The sequence below is a fragment of the Paenibacillus sp. Mc5Re-14 genome (genome assembly GCF_001049835.1).
In the GTDB taxonomy this organism is placed as follows: Bacteria; Bacillota; Bacilli; order Paenibacillales; family Paenibacillaceae; genus Paenibacillus; species Paenibacillus polymyxa_C.
The window spans coordinates 859,433-879,492 of the sequence record NZ_CVPD01000001.1 but is presented as its reverse complement, the minus strand read 5'-3'; the positions used below and the strand labels follow the sequence as shown (position 1 = coordinate 879,492).

Annotated in this window: 22 protein-coding genes and 1 riboswitch; of the genes, 17 read left to right on the top strand and 5 right to left on the bottom strand. The window is 45.2% G+C overall.

Features of this window, described 5'->3' with window-relative positions; translation table 11 throughout:
* The first annotated feature begins 8 nt into the window (after positions 1-8).
* From BN1546_RS04100 to BN1546_RS04045, 12 genes are all read left to right on the top strand, one after another.
* The gene (locus BN1546_RS04100; RefSeq protein WP_013370103.1) at positions 9-245 is read left to right on the top strand and encodes a hypothetical protein; all 237 of its coding nucleotides are present in this window, start codon (positions 9-11) and stop codon (positions 243-245) included.
* A gap of 32 nt (positions 246-277) precedes the next feature.
* Positions 278-664: a spore coat protein gene (locus tag BN1546_RS04095; protein WP_025676375.1), complete on the top strand. Its 387-nt coding sequence runs from the start codon at positions 278-280 to the stop codon at positions 662-664.
* Positions 665-807: 143 nt separating this feature from the next.
* Positions 808-1,308, top strand: coding sequence for an Lrp/AsnC family transcriptional regulator (locus BN1546_RS04090; protein ID WP_013370105.1), 501 nt, complete (start codon positions 808-810; stop codon positions 1,306-1,308).
* 12 nt (positions 1,309-1,320) lie between these two features.
* On the top strand, positions 1,321-2,532 hold the full coding sequence (locus tag BN1546_RS04085; protein ID WP_081317831.1) for an aminotransferase class I/II-fold pyridoxal phosphate-dependent enzyme: 1,212 nt from the start codon (positions 1,321-1,323) through the stop codon (positions 2,530-2,532).
* Positions 2,533-2,647: 115 nt separating this feature from the next.
* The gene (locus BN1546_RS04080) at positions 2,648-2,854 is read left to right on the top strand and encodes an aspartyl-phosphate phosphatase Spo0E family protein (RefSeq protein WP_013370107.1); all 207 of its coding nucleotides are present in this window, start codon (positions 2,648-2,650) and stop codon (positions 2,852-2,854) included.
* Between the two features lie 100 nt (positions 2,855-2,954).
* Positions 2,955-3,524, top strand: a complete 570-nt coding sequence (locus BN1546_RS04075) for a hypothetical protein (protein ID WP_013370108.1) — start codon at positions 2,955-2,957, stop codon at positions 3,522-3,524.
* A gap of 18 nt (positions 3,525-3,542) precedes the next feature.
* Positions 3,543-4,106, top strand: coding sequence for a cob(I)yrinic acid a,c-diamide adenosyltransferase (locus BN1546_RS04070; RefSeq protein ID WP_013370109.1), 564 nt, complete (start codon positions 3,543-3,545; stop codon positions 4,104-4,106).
* A 21-nt stretch (positions 4,107-4,127) separates the two neighbouring features.
* Positions 4,128-5,087, top strand: a complete 960-nt coding sequence (locus BN1546_RS04065) for an RluA family pseudouridine synthase (protein WP_090736068.1) — start codon at positions 4,128-4,130, stop codon at positions 5,085-5,087.
* A gap of 44 nt (positions 5,088-5,131) precedes the next feature.
* Entirely contained in the window at positions 5,132-5,497 is a 366-nt protein-coding gene (locus BN1546_RS04060) for an arsenate reductase family protein (RefSeq protein WP_013370111.1), read from the top strand.
* A gap of 72 nt (positions 5,498-5,569) precedes the next feature.
* On the top strand, positions 5,570-6,466 hold the full coding sequence (locus BN1546_RS04055; RefSeq protein ID WP_013370112.1) for a 5'-3' exonuclease: 897 nt from the start codon (positions 5,570-5,572) through the stop codon (positions 6,464-6,466).
* A gap of 219 nt (positions 6,467-6,685) precedes the next feature.
* Entirely contained in the window at positions 6,686-7,564 is an 879-nt protein-coding gene (locus BN1546_RS04050) for an ROK family protein (protein WP_172800007.1), read from the top strand.
* 165 nt (positions 7,565-7,729) lie between these two features.
* The gene (locus BN1546_RS04045) at positions 7,730-8,737 is read left to right on the top strand and encodes an HRDC domain-containing protein (protein WP_025676381.1); all 1,008 of its coding nucleotides are present in this window, start codon (positions 7,730-7,732) and stop codon (positions 8,735-8,737) included.
* A gap of 158 nt (positions 8,738-8,895) precedes the next feature.
* On the opposite strand, the gene corA is transcribed toward BN1546_RS04045, so the two are convergent.
* On the bottom strand, positions 8,896-9,831 hold the full coding sequence (gene corA, locus BN1546_RS04040) for a magnesium/cobalt transporter CorA (RefSeq protein WP_013370115.1): 936 nt from the start codon (positions 9,829-9,831) through the stop codon (positions 8,896-8,898).
* A 549-nt stretch (positions 9,832-10,380) separates the two neighbouring features.
* Positions 10,381-10,507: riboswitch (SAM riboswitch) on the top strand.
* A gap of 116 nt (positions 10,508-10,623) precedes the next feature.
* Here corA and metA point away from each other — a divergent pair.
* The 4 genes from metA to mqnC all read left to right on the top strand — a co-directional run bounded on the left by metA (position 10,624) and on the right by mqnC (position 15,500).
* A complete protein-coding gene (gene metA / locus BN1546_RS04035; RefSeq protein ID WP_013370117.1) occupies positions 10,624-11,541 on the top strand; it encodes a homoserine O-acetyltransferase MetA in 918 nt (305 codons plus the stop codon).
* A 124-nt stretch (positions 11,542-11,665) separates the two neighbouring features.
* On the top strand, positions 11,666-12,850 hold the full coding sequence (locus BN1546_RS04030) for a PLP-dependent transferase (RefSeq protein ID WP_013370118.1): 1,185 nt from the start codon (positions 11,666-11,668) through the stop codon (positions 12,848-12,850).
* Positions 12,847-14,025: an aminotransferase class I/II-fold pyridoxal phosphate-dependent enzyme gene (locus BN1546_RS04025; RefSeq protein WP_040101784.1), complete on the top strand. Its 1,179-nt coding sequence runs from the start codon at positions 12,847-12,849 to the stop codon at positions 14,023-14,025. Before BN1546_RS04030 ends, BN1546_RS04025 begins: the two co-directional genes overlap by 4 nt.
* A gap of 341 nt (positions 14,026-14,366) precedes the next feature.
* The gene (mqnC, locus tag BN1546_RS04020) at positions 14,367-15,500 is read left to right on the top strand and encodes a cyclic dehypoxanthinyl futalosine synthase (RefSeq protein ID WP_013370120.1); all 1,134 of its coding nucleotides are present in this window, start codon (positions 14,367-14,369) and stop codon (positions 15,498-15,500) included.
* 146 nt (positions 15,501-15,646) lie between these two features.
* Here mqnC and BN1546_RS04015 read toward each other — a convergent pair whose 3' ends face one another.
* From BN1546_RS04015 to BN1546_RS04000, 4 genes are all read right to left on the bottom strand, one after another.
* Positions 15,647-16,507 carry a YitT family protein gene (locus BN1546_RS04015; protein ID WP_090736065.1) on the bottom strand — a complete coding sequence of 287 codons (861 nt, stop codon included), beginning with the start codon at positions 16,505-16,507 and terminating at the stop codon, positions 15,647-15,649.
* 84 nt (positions 16,508-16,591) lie between these two features.
* Positions 16,592-17,818 carry a cation:proton antiporter gene (locus BN1546_RS04010; RefSeq protein WP_017426653.1) on the bottom strand — a complete coding sequence of 409 codons (1,227 nt, stop codon included), beginning with the start codon at positions 17,816-17,818 and terminating at the stop codon, positions 16,592-16,594.
* 4 nt (positions 17,819-17,822) lie between these two features.
* Complete coding sequence (locus BN1546_RS04005) at positions 17,823-18,317, bottom strand: cation:proton antiporter regulatory subunit (protein WP_017426654.1); 495 nt, start codon at positions 18,315-18,317, stop codon at positions 17,823-17,825.
* Between the two features lie 197 nt (positions 18,318-18,514).
* Positions 18,515-18,910 (bottom strand): hypothetical protein, encoded by a 396-nt coding sequence (locus tag BN1546_RS04000; protein WP_064963905.1) that lies wholly within the window; start codon positions 18,908-18,910, stop codon positions 18,515-18,517.
* A gap of 238 nt (positions 18,911-19,148) precedes the next feature.
* On the opposite strand from BN1546_RS04000, the gene BN1546_RS03995 reads away from it, so the two are divergent.
* Positions 19,149-20,030 carry a putative sporulation protein YtxC gene (locus tag BN1546_RS03995; protein WP_013370125.1) on the top strand — a complete coding sequence of 294 codons (882 nt, stop codon included), beginning with the start codon at positions 19,149-19,151 and terminating at the stop codon, positions 20,028-20,030.
* The last annotated feature ends 30 nt before the right edge of the window (positions 20,031-20,060 follow it).

Genomic DNA, 20,060 nt, shown 5'->3' with positions numbered 1-20,060 from the left:
CAGAGACTATGCAATCTACGAACATGCAACCCTTGTCAGGCAAAGAGCTGGAGTACATCGTGGACTCCATTTCCAATGAAGAACTACTACTCAAACAATGTGCGGCCACAGCGGCGTCTATTCAGCATCCAGCCATCCAACAAGCCTGTTTGCAACTGGCAAGAACTCATGAGCACCACTTGAATCTGCTTTCTAATGCTCTTCAACAGCATCAGCAGCTTGCTCCAATGCAGCCGCAGCAGTAATTTGGACTAACTAATAAAGGAGGTTTGACAGAATGTATTCACAAAACAATATGTCATTTATGCCCGAAGAGGATTTGCTCTATACCATTCTTGCTGATATGAAACGTACAGTGCGCGAGTACACAACAGCGACGACAGAATCCAATTGCCCGTCTGTGCGTCAGATGTTCACCGACCTTACGAATGATACATTGCGTCTGCAAGGTGATTTGTATCATCTAATGAGCCAGAATAATATGTACACCGCTCCGACTAAAGCGCTGCGCATCGATTTGGATAAACAGATTCAAGAAGCTCGCAAGACCCAACAGGAATGCCAACAGTTCATTCAGCAGAAGTCGTCATCCGCGGGAGTATATGGTCAACCTATGCATCAGCAAGGCCAATCTACTCATCAAAGCAACCCTTATTATATGTAAACGGGATTTTCCGTTTTTGAAGCAATTTCCCATAACAGCCGTCCGTCTGCCGGGTTTACCGGGGCGGACGGTTTTTCTTTGCAGGTTTAAAGTGCGTATTGTATGATGTATAGTAATCTCTTTCGATGGAGGCCTTATGTAGAATGACAGAGCTGAATGAATTAAAACTAAAAGTGCTGGAATTGTTAAAAGAAGATGCAAGAAGAACACCGACTCTATTGGCTACTATGCTGGGGGTAGACGAGCAAGACGTACGCACCTCAATTAAAGAGCTTGAAGACCAACATGTGATCGTCAAATACGCCGCTGTAGTCAATTGGGACAAAGTCGACGACGAAAAGGTTACCGCTTTGATCGAAGTGCAGATTACACCTGAGCGTGGAAGAGGATTTGAAGGGATTGCAGAACGGATTTATTTGTATCCGCAAGTTAAATCTGTTTATCTCATGTCCGGAGCATATGACTTGCTGGTAGAGGTGGAAGGCCGAAATCTCCGTGAGGTCGCTAATTTTGTGTCGGAGAAGCTATCCCCTATTGATTCGGTTTTGTCTACCAAGACTAATTTTACGCTTAAAAAATACAAGCAGGACGGAATTATCTTTGAGGACCATCAGGAAGATAATCGTCTGATGATTTCGCCGTAAAGGAAGATCATGATGAATTTCAAAACAGAAGCATTCACCGACAGTAACAAGGCCATGAGTTCTTATTTATCCCCATTGGTACGCGAGATTCCATCATCGGGTATCCGTAAGTTTTTTGACCTGGTGGGTGGTAACAAGGACATTATTACCCTGGGGGTAGGCGAACCGGATTTTACAACCCCTTGGCATATGCGGGAAGCCTGTGTCTATTCATTGGAGCGAGGCTTCACCAGCTATACGTCTAATGCGGGAACGCCAGAACTGCGTGAAGCGATTAGTGAGTATCTGAATGAGCAATTTGACGTCCGCTATGATCCTAAAAATGAGATTATCGTAACAGTTGGAGGTAGCGAGGCAATTGATCTTGCGTTGCGCGCCTTAATTGTACCTGGTGATGAAATTCTGGTGCCTGAGCCGTGCTACATTTCCTATTCTCCAATCACTTCGATTGGAGGCGGGATTCCGGTCGGTATTGAAACGTTTGCCAAGGATGAGTTTAAGCTGACGGCTGAGGCGCTGGAGGCAAAAATTACACCAAAATCCAAGGTGTTGATTTTATGCTATCCGAGCAACCCGACCGGGGCTACGATGACTTATGAAGATTGGCTTCCGATTGCGGAAATCGTGGAAAAGCATGATTTGATCGTCATCTCTGATGAAATCTATGCCGAATTGAATTATGGCGACAAGCATGTCAGCTTTGCTTCGGTACCGGGTATGATGGATCGTACGATTCTCGTTAGTGGTTTTTCCAAAGCCTTCGCCATGACTGGCTGGCGTATTGGATATACTTGCGGGCATCCTGATTTGATTGCTGCTATGCTCAAAATCCATCAGTACACTGTTATGTGTGCGCCTTCTATGGGCCAAGTTGCAGCACTGGAAGGCTTGCGAAATGGTATGGGTGAGAAAGATCGAATGGTAGAAGCCTATAATCAGCGTCGTCGTCTGATGGTTGAGGGATTCCGCGACATTGGTCTGGAATGCCACGAGCCAAGAGGGGCTTTTTACGTTTTCCCGAGTATTCAAAGCACAGGACTCAGCTCGGATGAATTTGCGCAGCGCCTATTGGCAGAGGCCAAAGTTGCAGCTGTACCGGGCAATGTGTTTGGTTTGGGAGGCGAAGGCTATCTTCGGTGCTCATATGCGACTTCTGTCACTCAGCTGACGGAAGCTCTGGATCGGATTGGTCATTTTGTTGAAAAAGTTAAAAAAGAAGGTTAAAATTATTTTTTTTATGGGTAATTCATAGAAAATAGTCTTTTATTTCTAAATTTCTATGCTATAATTTGAAATCGGAAGCAGGAAGTTCAATTTTTCAATTACAGGAGGAGTGCTCATGTCATATGTTGGATATAAGTCGCCGAGTTCAATAGGATACGACATTTCCCTGGAAGATGAAATTTTGTTCCTGCGCAATGAGATGATGCGGACGTTTCAGGAAGAGCAGTCCTTCACCTCTGATCTTGTCATCGAGATCAGCTGCAAGCTTGATTTGAAAATCAATGAATACATGAAGCTGTACGGTATGGAATGCAGAGTGTAACTGTGTGAAGTCACCGTAGCTACGAAGAAGGCCGCAGGGCCTTCTTTTTTTGCATTCACAACTTATGATATATTAGTGGCATGGAAGAGGGGGCGTACATATGAGAGCAGGGCTAAAAAGGATATCGCCATGGATTATCGGAATCATAGCACTTGTACTATTGGCTGGATGTGGGGGACGGGACAAGGACAGCTTCTCCATATTTATTATGGATAAAGGGGATGCATCAGTTATTCGTGACGAGCTGGCACAAAAGCTTAAGGATAAGCTGGGCGAACAGGCTCCGACGATCGAGATTTCAGTCAGCCCACTGTATAACCAGCAGAAGCTGGTCGTAGAATATGCGGCCGGAGAGCATGATTTGTTTCTTTTGCCGGAAGAGGACATGAAGTTGTATGGACAGAATGGCTCGAATCTACCGTTAGATGATGCCTTTGACAAAAAGACGTATGCCCGGGGTGTGTTCGAGGGCGGCGTATTTAAGAAAAAGGAGCAAGGGGAAGAAGGAACGGATGTAATCAAGGCAACCCATTTGTTCGGAATTCCGGTGGAGCAGATGAAGATGTTTAAGGACCTAAAATATAACTCAAACACATTATTTGCTACTGTACCGCCACGCACAAGCAATAAGGAAGAAGCCATCAAGGTACTGAAAGCACTCACAGAATGATAAAGGGGATGGAATGATATGGGTATTTATACCAGAACAGGCGATGAAGGACAAACTTCTGTGATCGGCGGCCGAGTGTCCAAAGATGACGACCGTGTGGAGGCGTACGGTACCATTGACGAGCTGAACAGCTTTGTAGGACAAGCAATCAGCTTTGCCGAAGGGGAGAAGTTTGCGGACATTCGGACTCAATTGGAAGAAATACAGCAGGAGCTGTTCGATTGTGGTTCGGATTTGGCGTTTGTTAAAATCAATGAAAGTAAATATAAGGTAAAAGACGAGCTGGCAGAGCGGCTGGAAGGCTGGATTGATGCATGCCAGGAGGAAAATCCAAAGGTGGAGCGCTTTATTATCCCGGGAGGAAGCACATTATCTTCGACGCTTCATGTTTGCCGCACGGTTTGCCGACGCGCGGAACGCCGTGCGGTTACACTAGGTAAGCACACAGATATCAATCCCGCGGTACGTCGGTATTTGAACCGCCTGTCCGATTACTTCTTTGTTGTGGCTCGCACAGCGAATGTGCGTCAGGGTGTGCCCGATGTCGAATATGTGCGCAGCAAAAAGGTGTTCCGCAAATAAGGAGGCAATCGGGAATTTGTGATGAGCTTGTACTATGAACCTATCGTATATATGATCCCTCCTGAGGAGGAGGGCATGTTGTTGAAGACCATTCTCCAAAAACGTATGAACATTTCTCGTAAGCTCATATCCAAACTCAAGCTGACCGAACAGGGGATTATGCTGAACGGGATACGTGTGTATATCAGCGTAAAGGTAAAGTCCGGGGATCGAGTAGAGATTCGCATGGAACGCGAGCGTTCCGACGATATTTTACCCGAACCCATTCCTTTTGAGATTTTGTTTGAGGATAAACATCTGTTAGTAGTGAACAAGGCGGCGGGCATGATTGTCCACCCGACTCATGGTCACTACACAGGGACGCTGGCTAACGGGGTTGTGCATTATTGGCAGACCAAGGGGGAGCTGTTTCGGTTTCGTCCTGTTCATCGTCTTGATCAGGAGACGACGGGCGTGCTAGTTGTAGCTAAAAATCCGTATGTCCATCAGCATATTTCCGAACAGATGATTGCGGGAACGGTGGACAAACGCTATACAGCCTTGGTGCATGGGCGCCCTGAGCAGCAGGAAGGCAGGGTGGACGGACCGATTGACCGCAACCCGGATAATCCGCATTTGCGCATGGTGACCCCGGATGGTTATCCTGCTCTTACGCTATATAAGCTAGAGGAAGTGTGGAGCGGAGGAAGCCGCATCGGTCTAAAGTTGGAATCCGGACGTACGCACCAAATTCGGGTGCACATGACATATATCGGTTGCCCGTTGATCGGAGATAAAATGTACCGGATTACACCTAATGACGCTGTGCAACGTGAGCGCTATGATCAGCTTGATGCGAGGATGCCTCGACAGGCCCTGCATGCTTCGGAATTGTCCTTGGTACATCCTGTGACCGGGGAGTGGATGACGTTTTACGCTCCTCTGCCGGACGATATGATCGGAATGCAAGAGCTGTTAAGAGCTCAATATCATCCAGAATAAAATATTCAATAATAGATTGAAACTAAATGGAGGTTAATCTAGCGATGAGCCAACTGAAAGTATATCAATATTCTAAATGCAGCACCTGTCGTAATGCAGTGAAATGGCTGCAAAACAAGGGGCATGAGACGGAACTGATTCCTATTTTTGAACAACCGCCCGGCCCGGAGGAACTGGAAGACTTGATTAATAAAAGCGGGCTGGAGTTGAAAAAGTTTTTCAATACAAGTGGTGAAGTATACAAAGAGTTAAAGCTGAAAGATAAGCTTGGAAGCATGAGCCGTGAAGAGCAAATTTCACTTTTGTCCTCGAATGGAAGATTAATCAAACGTCCAATTGTAACTGACGGGAGTAAAGTAACGGTAGGATTCAAAGAGGAAACATTTGAGGGGACATGGGGAGCTCAGTAACGCCCAATTTACCACCATGATATGTTATACTGTGGGGGTTAAATAATATGATGAATGGGAGCAATACAATCTGTGACACAACGCAATGAACAATCCGTAATGCTGGTTGACGGCATGGCCCTGCTTTTTCGTGCTTATTATGCAACCGCTGCAAACGGTTATATCCGTCGTACAAAAGCTGGAGTACCAACGAACGCCATATATGGTTTTATTCGATATTTTTGGGATGCAGTCCAAACCTTTAATCCTACACATGTCATTTGCTGCTGGGATATGGGCGGAACGACATTCCGTGGGGAACATTTTGCTGCGTATAAGGGAAACCGAGCCGACGCGCCAGATGATTTGATTCCTCAATTTACTTTGATCCGTGAAGTGACGGACAGCCTCGGCATTCCCAACATTGGGGCGGAAGGCTTTGAAGCGGATGATTGCATCGGTACGCTCGCACGCCATTATTCGCAAAATGAGGACATGGATGTCATGATTCTATCGGGAGATCATGATTTACTTCAATTGGTAGATGAGCGGACACAAGTCATTATTATGAAAAAAGGACATGGCAATTACATGGTATATACCCCGGAGACGCTGTTGTCTGAAAAAGGGCTTAAGCCGCGCCAAGTGGTGGATCTCAAAGGTCTGATGGGTGATGCAAGTGACAATTACCCGGGAGTACGCGGAATTGGTGAAAAAACAGCCCTCAAGCTGGTGCAGGAATACGACTCCATTGAAGGCATTCTGGAAAATCTTGATCAATTGACACCGTCGGTCCGTAAAAAGATCGAGAGTGATTTGGATATGCTGCATCTTTCACGCAAACTTGCTAAAATTCACTGTGATGTGCCTGTTGCATGTGCTTTAGACAGCTGTCTGTTGACACTGGATCACGTGCAAATTGTCGACAAATTTGAGCAACTTGAAATGAAAAGCTTGTGTACGTTGATGGGTGTCGCAACCGGATCATAATGAAGAGCTGTTAGGCTGGGGATGTACATTTCAGGTAGACTAAGTTATATAGGGATGCTGACGCTTGGTGCGTGAGTGTCCTTATTTATATGCCATTATGCCAGCGAAGATATATAGCCATGTGAAGGATTTTATACAATTGTGATAAGGGGATTGACCTTAGGCTCGTTTCAGGTGAATATAGTGAAGAGAGATCATGGAGAGGGGATTACAACAGCTATGACAGTATTGGGAGCAATTGAGGCAGGCGGCACCAAATTCGTATGTGGAATCGGAAATGAACGTGGGGAGGTCTTGGAAAGAGCAAGCTTTCCAACAACGACTCCAGCAGAAACCATGGAGAATGTCATCGCATTTTTTGAAGGCAAAGGGATTGAAGCGCTGGGTGTAGGCTCATTCGGACCAATTGATCCTATCGAAGGCAGTGATACATATGGTTATATTACAACAACGCCAAAGCCGCATTGGGGAAATTATAATCTGATCGGCAAACTGAAGGAGCATTTCGATGTACCTATGGGGTTTGACACGGATGTAAATGGAGCAGCACTGGGTGAATCCATTTGGGGTGCGGCTAAAGGATTGGACAACTGTCTGTATATTACAATAGGTACAGGCATCGGAGCGGGTGCTTTGGTTGGCGGAAAGCTGGTACATGGATTGTCCCACCCGGAAATGGGGCATATTCTGGTACGTCGTCATCCAGAAGATAACTACGAGGGCACATGTCCATATCATGGAGATTGTCTGGAAGGACTGGCAGCCGGTCCGGCGCTCGAAAAAAGATGGAAGGTTAAAGGACACGAGCTTTCTGTGGATCACCCTGCCTGGGAAATGGAGGCGCATTATCTGGCACAGGCTCTAATGAGCTATATTTTAATCCTCTCACCGCAAAAAATTATTATGGGCGGCGGAGTAATGAAGCAGGATCAATTGTTCCCGCTCATTCGTACCAAGCTTCAACAACTTTTAAACGGGTATGTACAGCATTCAAGTCTGACTACAGAAATTGAGCAATATATCGTATCTCCAGGATTGGGTGACAATGCTGGATTGTGCGGAGCTCTGGCTTTGGCCAAGGAAAAGCTGAATTCTTAGAATTTATGGTTGACGGTACTCCAAGGTCCGGTTATCATATAGGCAACAGCATAGTACGGATCAAAAAGGGAAGCACCTTTCTTGCGAATACGCGGGATAGGTGCTTTTTTTTGCGTTTTTGTATTGTGCGGGTCAGTAATCTAATTATATGAGGGAGGAAGAATCATGGAGATTGTATTTTTAAATCGCTTGTCCAAACGGAATGAACAGGGCTGTGAGGACTTTGCGCAGGTATGGATTGGACAACATGAAGGGGGATGGAGTGCAGGCTGGAGCACACACCATGTCCCAGATGAAAGTATAGACGACCTTTGGTATGAGGGCAGTTTGTGGCAGGAATTACTGCATGTATACCGTCATGAGCTGGCGCTCAAGATGGCTGAGGGCTACAGGCCTCTAATTCATGGCGTTTTTCATGAACAAGAAGGATCATCAGGACGTGGACAAACGCTACAAAAGCTGTATTGCTATAGTGATTTGTTTCCGCGTGATGAGGTGTATGAACAATTGACAATGTGGAGACGGCAAAAGGCAGCAACTGAGCGAAAAGCACCTTATTTTATCGCTACGAATCGACTACTTCGACTCATCAGTGTCTTTCTTCCTCATACCGAAGAAGAATTGTTAGAACTGCCTGGTATGGGCCTGGGTAAGGTGTCGCAATATGGGACGGAGCTATTGGCTATTACGAAGCAAAATGATCGGACTACGCCATTTCCGCTGAACTGGGTAACAGAGGCACTTGAAGAAGAAGTTTTTTTGTCATGGCTGTACAAGCAAAAAGAAAACCAGTACAGACAGGAACTAAACAAGTTTAGCCTGACTAGAGCGATTATCGAAGGTATTTCGGACGGTCTTTCACTGGAGCATATCGGAATGAAGACAGGCTTGCACCGTCGAGAAATGATTGAAGCTGTGGAACATTTGGATAGGGATGGAATGGATATGGAGAAGCTGATCTGCACGGAATTGGCACATGTATCTGAGGAGGAGCAAGCAGCCATCTGGTCTGCTTATGCAGAGTTGGGAGATACGCTGCTCAAGCCCATTATGCTAAAAGTGTATGGAGAAGAAAAAGCAACGGAAACAGGAATGGATCAAATTTATGAGCGATTGCGATTGATTCGTATACGGTTCCGCCATCAGGAGGTACCTGACCAACATGTTGGATAATATAGAGACGATTGGAAGTGCCCTAAAGTACAAATAAGGTGCAATATAAAAAAAGCAGCAGCGAGTTCCTCATAGGAATCAGCTGCTGCTTTTGATGACCAAGTTTGAAAAATCGGAATAAACACCCAGCTTGGTAGTTTTGGTTTACTCTCTTCTTTTCAAACCCAGTCCTTCTTGCGGAAAATACAGAACATACTGACACCTAGTGCCACCATAATCCCAATGACGACAAAATAACCATAACGTGTATGAAGCTCAGGCATATTATCAAAGTTCATCCCATATATTCCGGTAATGACCGTCAACGGCATAAATACGGTTGTAATGGCGGTAAACACACGCATGATTTCATTAGCACGGTTGGCGATACTTGACTGATAAGCTTCTCTAAGGTTCCCCATCAAGTCGCGATAAGTTTCGAAAGTCTCCGAAATTTTCACAGCATTTTCATAAATGTCGCTAAAATATTTTTGTAGTTGATCGTCGATAAGTCGCAAATCCCGTTTGTTCAGGGTATTGATGACTTCCTTTTGCGGGCCGAGCACTTTTTTTAGCCATAGAATCTCACTGCGCAAGCCGATGATTTCGTTCAAGTGCGACTTTTTCGTATGCATTAGAATGTCTTCTTCCAGCTTTTCAATACGAACCTCAATCCGGTCACCAACCAGAAAATAGTTGTCAACGATCAAGTCGACCAACAGATACATAAAACGGTCAGGCTGGCTGACTTCCTGCTCCCACAGCATAGGCTTGAGAGTACGAAGCTCATTGATTTTCTGCTTGGTCACCGTAATGATAAAATGGCGGCCGAGAAAAATGTTCAAAGCACGCAAAAATATTTCTTCATCATCAAAACGAATACTATTTACAACGATAAAATAATGGCTTTCATAAATTTCAATCTTTGGACGCTGTTCTTCTTCACTTAAACAGTCCTCTACTGCAAGATCATGCATAGAAAATAAGGGCTGGAGCACTGTCAGATCCTCGACATCGGCATCAATCCAATAAAAGCCTTCTGCCGGTGCAGTGAGCGCCATTTCAATTTCTTCGACAGGGGTAAAAACCCCGTTGTTAACCAAACGGATTTTCATATATGTCACTCCTTATGCTCCGTCGTAACGGAAATACGTTTACCTTAAGCATAAGGAATGGACTCAGTTAGCCAGTTAGCCGGTTCGGGTAAGCGTGCATACCATCAAAAGCAGAAGGCTTTTGGAGCATGCGGAGCCTGGCGTCCCGTCTTTCGGCAAGCTGAAGTCATTCCTATGCTGTTGTTCAGGGATCGCCGCCTATTCGGACTCGGGTCGCCTTCCATTCCGGATTCACCTCACAAATGTTCTTTTTTAGATTGCCACAGTATCGCAGAAAACACTCTAATCTACACTGCTGCACCATATTTTTGCCTATTAGCACTTGTATAGTATAACGCTCGGCCTACGGCCTTTCAAGCGCAAAATCATGGGCAAAATCAACAGCAGTCATATGAGCTTCTGCGACAGGGAGGATATGATTTAACCTATGGAAAAGGTAGACAAAATGTGAATGGAGGGCACAAATTTACAAGTCCATCTTGACGAAGCCCAGCCGATGCATTAAAGTGAACAACAAGAACTTTGTGAACCCAAAATGAATATAGCGAAATCTTATCAAGAGCAGGTGGAGGGACTAGCCCGATGATACCCGGCAACCGGCGATTTTTATCGCACGGTGCTAATTCTTGCAGGACTCGCGCTTTGTACAAAAAAGCGTAGCCCTGACAGATGAGAGAGGCGCATATGGATACAAATATGACCTTTCTCTAACTGAGAAAGGTCTTTTTATTATATGCTGGCATCTCTACCAGACGATTTTCGCACAACTTACCGATCAAGGAGTGAGTTTACATGCCGATTAAAATTCCAGATACGCTGCCTGCCAAGGAAGTGCTGGAGGGCGAAAATATTTTCGTAATGGATGAAAGCTTGGCTTATCATCAGGATATTCGTCCGTTGCGTATCGCCATTTTGAATTTAATGCCTACCAAGGAAACGACGGAAACCCAACTGTTACGCTTGGTCGGCAATACGCCGTTGCAAGTGGACGTTACGCTGGTGCATATGAAGTCTCATGTATCCAAAAATACATCGCAAGAATATTTGAACATGTTCTATAAAACGTTTGATGAGATCAAGAACAGTCGTTTTGACGGCATGGTCATTACAGGAGCACCGGTTGAACAGCTTGAGTTTGAGGATGTGAACTACTGGGAGGAGATCCGGCAAATCTTTGAATGGACGAAAACGAATGTAACTTCGACTATGCATATCTGTTGGGCCTCACAGGCAGGCTTATACCATCATTTCGATGTCCCTAAATACGGGCTCGACACCAAATGCTTTGGCGTATTTCCACACACCGTAATTAAACCTAAAGTGAAATTGCTACGCGGCTTTGATGAACTGTTTTATGCTCCTCACTCCAGACATACAGAAGTTCGGCGGGAAGATATTGATCATATTGCCGAATTAGAAGTCTTATCCGAATCCGAGGAAGCTGGAGTATACCTGGTAGCCACACTTGACGGTAAACAAATTTTTGTAACAGGGCATTCTGAATATGACCCGCTTTCACTTAAATGGGAATACGACCGCGATGTGGCCAAAGGACTAGATATTGACGTCCCCAAAAATTATTTTCCTAACGATGATCCTGAACGCATACCACCCTCTATCTGGCGAGCTCATGCTAATTTATTATTTTCAAATTGGCTTAACTATTATGTATACCAAGAAACACCTTATGATATCGGACCTCAGATTTAAAAAGGGGCTTGTCGTTTACCCTTATACAGTAACACCTTGCAGTAGCGCAGCAGTATAGTCTTGGACATCCATTTTTGCAGCATATGTTATAGCACCTACTATGGAAGTGAACAGGAGGATTCATATGAGTGAGAAACAGTGGAAAATCGAAAGCAGATTGGCACAAATTGGTTCGATTGAGGAGCCAGTAACTGGGGCTGTTAATTACCCGATTTACCAATCTACGGCGTTCCGCCATCCCCGTCTGGGCCAAAGCACTGGGTTTGATTACATTCGGACGATTAATCCCACGCGAAAGGTACTGGAAGAGGCTGCTGCTGCACTTGAATCTGGTGATGCAGGCTTTGCTTGCAGCTCAGGTATGGCAGCGCTGCAAACTGTATTTGCATTGTTTGGACAGGGAGACCACCTCATTGTATCGCTGGATCTTTATGGCGGGACCTATCGTTTGCTAGAGCGTATTTTATCCAAATTTGGTGTGACCGCAAGCTATGTGGATACAAACGATCTTGAAGCACTCCAACAGTCATGTCGACCGAATACCAAAGCTGTATTCATAGAAACGCCTACAAACCCGTTAATGATGATAACTGATATTCAAGCAGTGGCTTCATGGGCATCACAACATGAGTTGCTTACTATTGTAGATAATACGCTGCTAACACCATATTTCCAGCGGCCATTGGAACTGGGTGCGGATATTGTGGTACATAGCGCAACCAAATATTTGGGCGGGCACAACGATGTGCTGGCAGGGTTGATTGTAACCAAAGGAAAAGAGCTGTCAGCTGAAATTTCCTTCCTGCACAATTCCATAGGGGCCGTGCTTTCCCCGAGCGACTGTTATCAGTTGATGAAGGGGATGAAGACGTTAGCGCTGCGCATGGATCGACATGAGCATAATGCAACGGTGTTGTCTAATTATTTACTGACGCATCCGGCAGTGGCGGAAGTATTTTACCCGGCGCTTGAAGGTCATCCGGGTCGTGAGATACAAAATAAACAATCCAGCGGAAACACAGGGATTTTCTCCTTTAAAGTAAAGGATGCTCGTTATGTGGAGCCTTTGCTTCGTCATATTAAGCTTATTGCGTTTGCCGAAAGTCTGGGCGGTGTGGAATCGCTAATGACTTATCCTGCTGTGCAGACACATGCGGACATACCGGCAGAAATTCGGGATGCAGTCGGGGTAGATGACAGGTTGCTTCGTTTCTCCGTAGGTATCGAGCATACAGATGACCTGATTGAAGATTTGCGTTCGGCACTGGAAGCGGCACGTCAAGAAGTAGAAGGAGGGGAGCAGCAATGATAGAGGATGCGAGGAAGATCGGAGAGGATCAGGACAAAGGGCGGAAATTCGCAACCAAGCTGCTGCATTTTGGCTCTGAAATTGACAGTGTTACAGGGGCATCGAGTGTCCCGATCTATCAAGCTTCGACCTTTCACCATCATGATATTTTTAATCCTCCACAGCATGATTATAGCCGCTCAGGTAATCCGACACGACAAGCTTTAGAAGATTATATCGCATTATTAGAAGGCGGAGCTTGCGGTTTTGCCTTTGCCTCTGGTATGGCTGCTATCTCCACTACATTTATGCTCTTATCGGCTGGTGATCATGTCATTGTTTCGGAGGACGTATATGGAGGAACATATCGACTGCTGACCTCCATCTTGAAACGGATGAATATCGAAACGACCTTCGTTGATATGACGGATCTCAACCTTGTGAAAGAGGCGTTGCAGGAGAATACAAGGGCTGTGTATATGGAAACCCCCTCTAATCCGACACTCAAAATTACCGATGTGGCAGGAATAACCTCTTGGGCAAGAGATAATGGGCTGTTGACGTTATTGGATAATACTTTTATGACACCTTATTATCAACGTCCGATTGAGCAGGGAGTCGATATTGTATTGCACAGTGCGACCAAGTTTTTAGGTGGACACAGTGATGTACTGGCAGGACTTGCGGTAGCTCGTACTGAATCATTGGGGAGACAAATCAAGCAGCTGCAGAATGGATTGGGTACCGTGCTGGCTCCGCAAGAGTCTTGGTTGCTTATGCGTGGGATGAAGACACTAGAGGCGCGTATGGCTCACAGCGAAAAAAGTGCAGCTAAGCTTGCAAACTGGCTAAACGAGCGCAATGACATTGAAGCGGTATACTATCCGGGTTTAGAGAACCATCCAGGGCGTGCAGTTCATGAGAGTCAATCGAGCGGTTATGGTGCAGTGATATCGTTTGATGTGGGTTCTGGTGAGCGTGCAAAAGAGGTCCTCAGTCGTGTACGTATTCCCATTGTGGCGGTGAGTCTGGGAGCTGTGGAAAGTATCTTGTCGTACCCAGCAATGATGTCACATGCGGCTATGCCGCAAAGTGTACGGTTGGAGCGCGGGATTACGGACGGTCTACTCCGTTTTTCCGTAGGTCTGGAGGACATTGATGACCTGATCCGTGACCTGGATGAGGCGTTGCGCTAGAACGTTAGCACATCCGCAGCAGCTTAACGTTATACGAAGGAAGCAAATAGGTACAGCTTTAAGCAGCAGGTTTCCGGTATTCAGGAGACTTGCTGTTTTCTATATGAATGACATGAAGGACAGTGTGAAAAAAGGCACTTTTCAGTCTAAGTATGGTTCCTTACCTAAAGATATGTTAGTATTATCATTAGGTTTTACTATGCTAAATAGCACAGACAACATACAAGGCTAGTCATGAACATACATTACGGCAGGGTTCGAACGCAGGTTTGTGAAAGCATTCTCGTTCATAAGTCCTGTCTTTCATTTCGTCGCCCTGTGACAGCGAAGGAGGATACACCATGAGTGTAATCGACCATATTTTAGATAAAGCCCTACGCGGCGAACGCCTGAATTTAGAGGATACCGTTGCTTTGTTCGAATCAGACGAGGTTGAAAAAATAGGTCATGCTGCAAATAAAGTCATGAATCGCATGCATCCCGATCCCATAAAAACCTTTGTCATCGGACGAAATATTAACTATACGAACGTGTGTGACGTATACTGCCGCTTTTGCGCTTTTTACCGTAGACCGGGTTCCGATGAAGGTTATGTTTTGCCGGATGAGGTAATTTTTCAAAAAATTAAGGAAACGCAGGAAGTAGGTGGCACCGAAATCCTAATGCAAGGCGGTGTAAATCCAAATCTGCCGTTCAGCTATTATACCGATTTGCTAAAAGCTATTAAGGAACGTTTTCCCGATATCACGATGCACTCCTTCTCACCAGCTGAAATTCACAAAATGAAGGAAAAATCCGGTCTATCCATGGAGGAAACGATTCGGGCCATTCATGAAGCTGGGTTGGATTCGCTGCCAGGCGGAGGCGGAGAAATTTTGGACGACCGCACACGCCGCAAAATTAGCCGTCTTAAAGGCTCCTGGCGTGATTGGATGGATGTTATGCAAACAGCTCACAAGGTTGGGATGAACACGACAGCTACGATGGTTATCGGCTTTGGCGAGTTGATGGAGGAGCGTGCACTGCATTTGTTGCGTGTCCGTGATGCTCAGGACGAATGCATTGAAAACAAGTATAACTCTGAAGGATTTTTGGCCTTTATTCCATGGACCTTCCAACCAGACAACACCAACCTGAAGAAGGAACGCCAGACGCCAGAGGAGTATTTGAAAACTGTAGCGATCAGTCGTCTTGTTTTGGATAACATCAAGCATATCCAGTCTTCATGGGTAACCATGGGACCGGAAATCGGTAAAAAATCGCTGTACTACGGTTGCGATGATTTTGGCAGCACCATGATTGAGGAGAACGTAGTTTCCGCTGCAGGTGCAACTTATAAGGTCAACATTGAATCCATTTTACAGTTGATCCGTGAGACGGGTCACATTCCGGCACAGCGCAATACCCGTTATGATATTATTCGTACTTTTGACAGTGCCAGCAGTATTGAGCATGACTTTATTATGCAAAATTAATATCAGCTAATATCGTACATTACAAAACGCTTATCTTTCACTATCCTATGTACAAGGATAGTGAAGATAAGCGTTTTTGTGCGGAAGAGTGAATACTACAATATCTTTAATCTTTTTTCTATTATGGTTAATATATTTGGGCTTTGCTACGCTTCCCATCGCTTCATATACATGATCTCAGCCTGTGGGTCTGCCATTTGGATGGCCGCCTTAAAGCGCTGCAAATCTAGAAGATGAACGCTGTAAACGATGACCATTTGTTCTTTTTTATCTGATTCACTTTTCATCTTACCCTTTATCTGGGCAGAGCCTTCAATAGGTGTGCCGTGTAAACGCAACCTGCGATATATGGCATCTTCGACAGTTGGCTGTTTTTTGCTGACAACACAGACCATGCGTCTCAGACCAGTAAACATCAGCCGAGTCGTTTCATAGGCAGCGAGACAGGATAAGGCGGAATAGAGGGCTGGCTCCCAGCCTAACACAAAACCAGCCGTAATGAGCAGCAGGCCATTACACAACATTACGATCTGTATTAACGGAATTTTCCGATGAATTAGCAACAAAGTGGATGGACGGCCATCGTCAGATTCGCTGAGTCCTAATGAATCAAGCAACCCCCCGTGACGAGCTGTCAGCGCAGCCCCAAGCCCAATACAGATTCCGCCTCCCAAAGCACATACGACCGGATGGCCACTCACTGCCGGAAAAGGCGAGAGAATGATGGCTGAGCCTGAAAAGGCAAACAAGCCGGGGAGTGCGCGAAGCAGCATGGGTTTGTGAGTAGACAAAGAATACAGCAGCATTAGTGGCAAGTTTAAAACGAATAGCAGTAACCCAAAATGCTCCTGTGTATAAAGCGACATGAGTCTGGAGATTCCCGTAACGCCTCCAGCGATCATATCATGCGGATGTAAAAACAATTCCAGACCGACGGATGCCGTAATTCCGCCAATTACCGTATAAAAGACAGGGAACCTGCTCGCATCTCCTGAAGCGGGCTTCACAAGCCGCCTCATAAAGTTTCGGCATGTTTTACAACGTGCGGCATAGCCTTCCCTCCTATGGATTGTCGTATCCAGCTTTTACAGTTACGCCGATTTGCTTTCTTCCTTTCGTAAGCGAGGGTCCTTAAATTTGAATATTTTGTTTAGCATATTAAAGATAGGCTTTGACTGCTTTGTCAGAAGCGGCCCAAGAATGGCCAATATGAGTACATAGATGGCTGCAAAAGGTTGAACAATATCAAGCAAACCGCCTTCTTTACCCAAGTTGGCCATGATGATCGAAAATTCGCCTCGCGCCACAATAGTCAAACCGATATTTGCGGATGCTTTGGGAGATAAGGACGCCGTACGCCCGGCCAGCATTCCTGCCCAAATGTTACCAAATAGTGTGAGAAGGACTGCTGCCAGCGCAAGCCATATGGCGTTACCTCCTAGGGACAGCGGATCAATGGACAGTCCGAAACTGAAGAAGAACAGAGCACCGAAGAAATCGCGGAAAGGAACAATTAAATGCTCAATCCGTTTGGCGTGTTCCGTTTCGGCCAGTACCAGACCAACCAGCAGGGCTCCAATAGCTTCTGCTACATGGATCGTTTCTGAAAAACCAGCCACCAGAAACAGTGAGCCAAAAACAACGAGTCCGAATACCTCATTGGAGCGGATACGGAGAATCCGATTTAGCAGAGGGACGGCCTTTCGACCGATAATAATAACTGCAAGCATAAAGCCAAGTGCGATGAGTGCCGATAGCAGTACACCCCCGAGCGAGGAAGAGTCGCTAAGAACCAATCCGGAGAGGATGGAGATGTAGACGGCGAGGAAAACATCCTCAAACATAATAATACCTAAAATCATTTCTGTTTCAGCATTAGCGGTACGCTTGAGATCGACTAGCACCTTGGCTGCAATCGCACTGGATGATATTGTCGTAATTCCGGCAATAACTAGTGTCTCGGCTACAGGAAAGCCGCTCAGGAAGCCGAGAGCCAGCCCCAGTGTAAAATTGATGCCAATATAAATGGTACCGCCCACAGCAATGGAACGACCTGATTTAATCAACCGACCTACTGAGAACTCCAGCCCTAGGTAGAAGAGGAGAAACAGCACTCCGATTCTCCCCATAAAATCAATAAACGGGGCGCTTTCGATAAACCGAAAATCAAAATGCCATAGCTCCATCGCATGTGGTCCAACTGCCATTCCGATCAGAATATAAAAAGGGATGACCGAGAAGCGCAGTTTGGAGGATATCAGCCCGGCTGCAGCGATTAGAGCAATAGCCAATCCAACCTCAAATACCAGATGATCCATCCAATCACCCGCTTCCGTTCATAAGGATTTGTTTAAAGCGTTTCTGCTGGTCACGTTCTCCAACAACAACTACAGTGGCATCATCGCTAATAATCACTTCAGGGCCAGGATTTACATATTTTTTCCCCTTTTTCTCCACAATGGCAATAACCGTGGCGCCCGAATTTTGCCTTACATCCAGCTCCCCGATGGATTTGCCAACACTTGCATAGTGGGATTCCACTCTATACCATTCGATAATAAAATCGTCAAAAGTCATTTCTACACTTTCAAGCTGCTTGGGCTTATAAGTCATACCACCGATGATAGAGGCTACCAATCGTGCTTCCTGATCATTCAGGGTTGTCATAGAAATGCTTTGTTCCAGATCCTCGTAATCAAAGTGATATAGCTCACGTCTGCCATCATCATGAATAATAATGACAATTCGGTCACCACTCTCCGCATCTATTCGATATTTAATTCCAATTCCTGGTAAAATAGACTCTCGAATATCCATTTATAAAGCCTCCTGTATAATACGTTTATTTAAGTGAATGATATGAGAAATAAATCACATACTTTGGGAGTGACATGATAAAATTAGAATTCATTAAATTTTAAATAAGAATGGAAAATGAAATTTTACGCATTAGATGAATAGGAAAAATTGGCAAAGAGACATGCGAATGTGGTGATATGCATGCTAAAAGGAGGTTAAGCCACATAACTAGAGGTGAATTTGATGGGGAATAAGAATAATTGCTTTTTTAACTTACAGATGACAGGAATAAAAGGCAGACGTAGCTTAGGAATGCTCATGAGCAGCACAAGCGCTATCAAAATGACAAAGGGAAGTGATTTAGCCGCAGCAATCACCAGATGAAGTAACGGGGAGGATTTGCGCACCGCTGGTTTGGAATGATGTTCCAGACCGTGAGAGTCCGTTTCTAACGAAGTAACATCAGCCTGAAGCATAAGTGAAGAACCTGAAGTAAATTGAAGGGATTGAGTGGTATCTTCCGCGTGAAACGTCACAGGAAGGGACAAAATCTGAACGAGGCTCAATATGACGATCATGAATGTACGCAGCATGTTCAGCATCGTTGACATCTTATCTCCTCCCTCTTGTGAAAAATTCATATCACTATAACCTTAACATACCCCGCCCTAAATATTCAAACGGCTTTCGTTTTTACCTAATCACGGTAATTGTTTATAACACGCTTCACGTCTCTTTGAAACCTGATCAGCCTCTTTTGCATATGTCTTTCTGTTTCCAGTCGTTCACTTCGTATAACCCTTCGGAGGCCGCCATATACTGAAAGCAGTGATCGAAAGGAGTGAGCCAATGGAACTGTTTACAGTGTGGACCAATACAGACGGAGATCAAGAAACCGACCGTTTTTACGAAGTGGTCAAAAGTAGAACCAAGGGACTACATATGTCACGGCGCGGATTTCGATTCACTTTCAGACAGCTGGACAACAAAGTGGCATGGACCTGCAAGGGCACTGAAAGCAATTCGGCGTTTGAAAGCTTTCTTCCCTGTGTATACAGCATCATGTCTTCGGCAATAGCGGATTATATTATCGAAGTCAGGGAGTGGAGGATACTCAATCAAATTCTCAACAAAGCCTGCTCGTTGCTGGAGAAAGAGGATGTTGAACAAATTCGTAGCATGATTCGCTCACTGTTAAATGATGATGGTCCCCGAGGACGTTTAAAGCGTCATGGTAAGCTGACCACTCTCCTGGAAAAGGATTTCAAGGAGCTTCGTGTGATCAATTTGGAAGGGCTTATTCAATTCAGACTGCATGCGTATAAAAAAGAGCTTGAAGAAATCGTTGACTATGCCATGGAAGAATTCTGGGCAGATCGGCAATACGAAGAATTTATGGGGCTGCTTAAATATTTTGTGTTTTTTCAGGAAAGCAAAGTTCCACTCGTGCATGTGCTTCACCAAGGGGGGCATGATTTTACCATTCTCGATAGTGCCATGGTGCCCATACCGACTCCTGATGCAGATGATATTATTGTGGAAATGCCCGGTATTGAACTGGAGATGGAGGTTGAAGATCGAATCGTCAGTACCCTTATTTCGATATCTCCTGCTTCCATTATATTGCACACAGACGATGAGCACACCCCTATTGTGCGGACGCTCCTGCATATTTTTGAAGATAAAGTGAAGCTAAGCAGACTTTATCCGGGGCAGGATGTTCAAAAATAATCAATAGTTCGTATAAACCCATGGATTTCT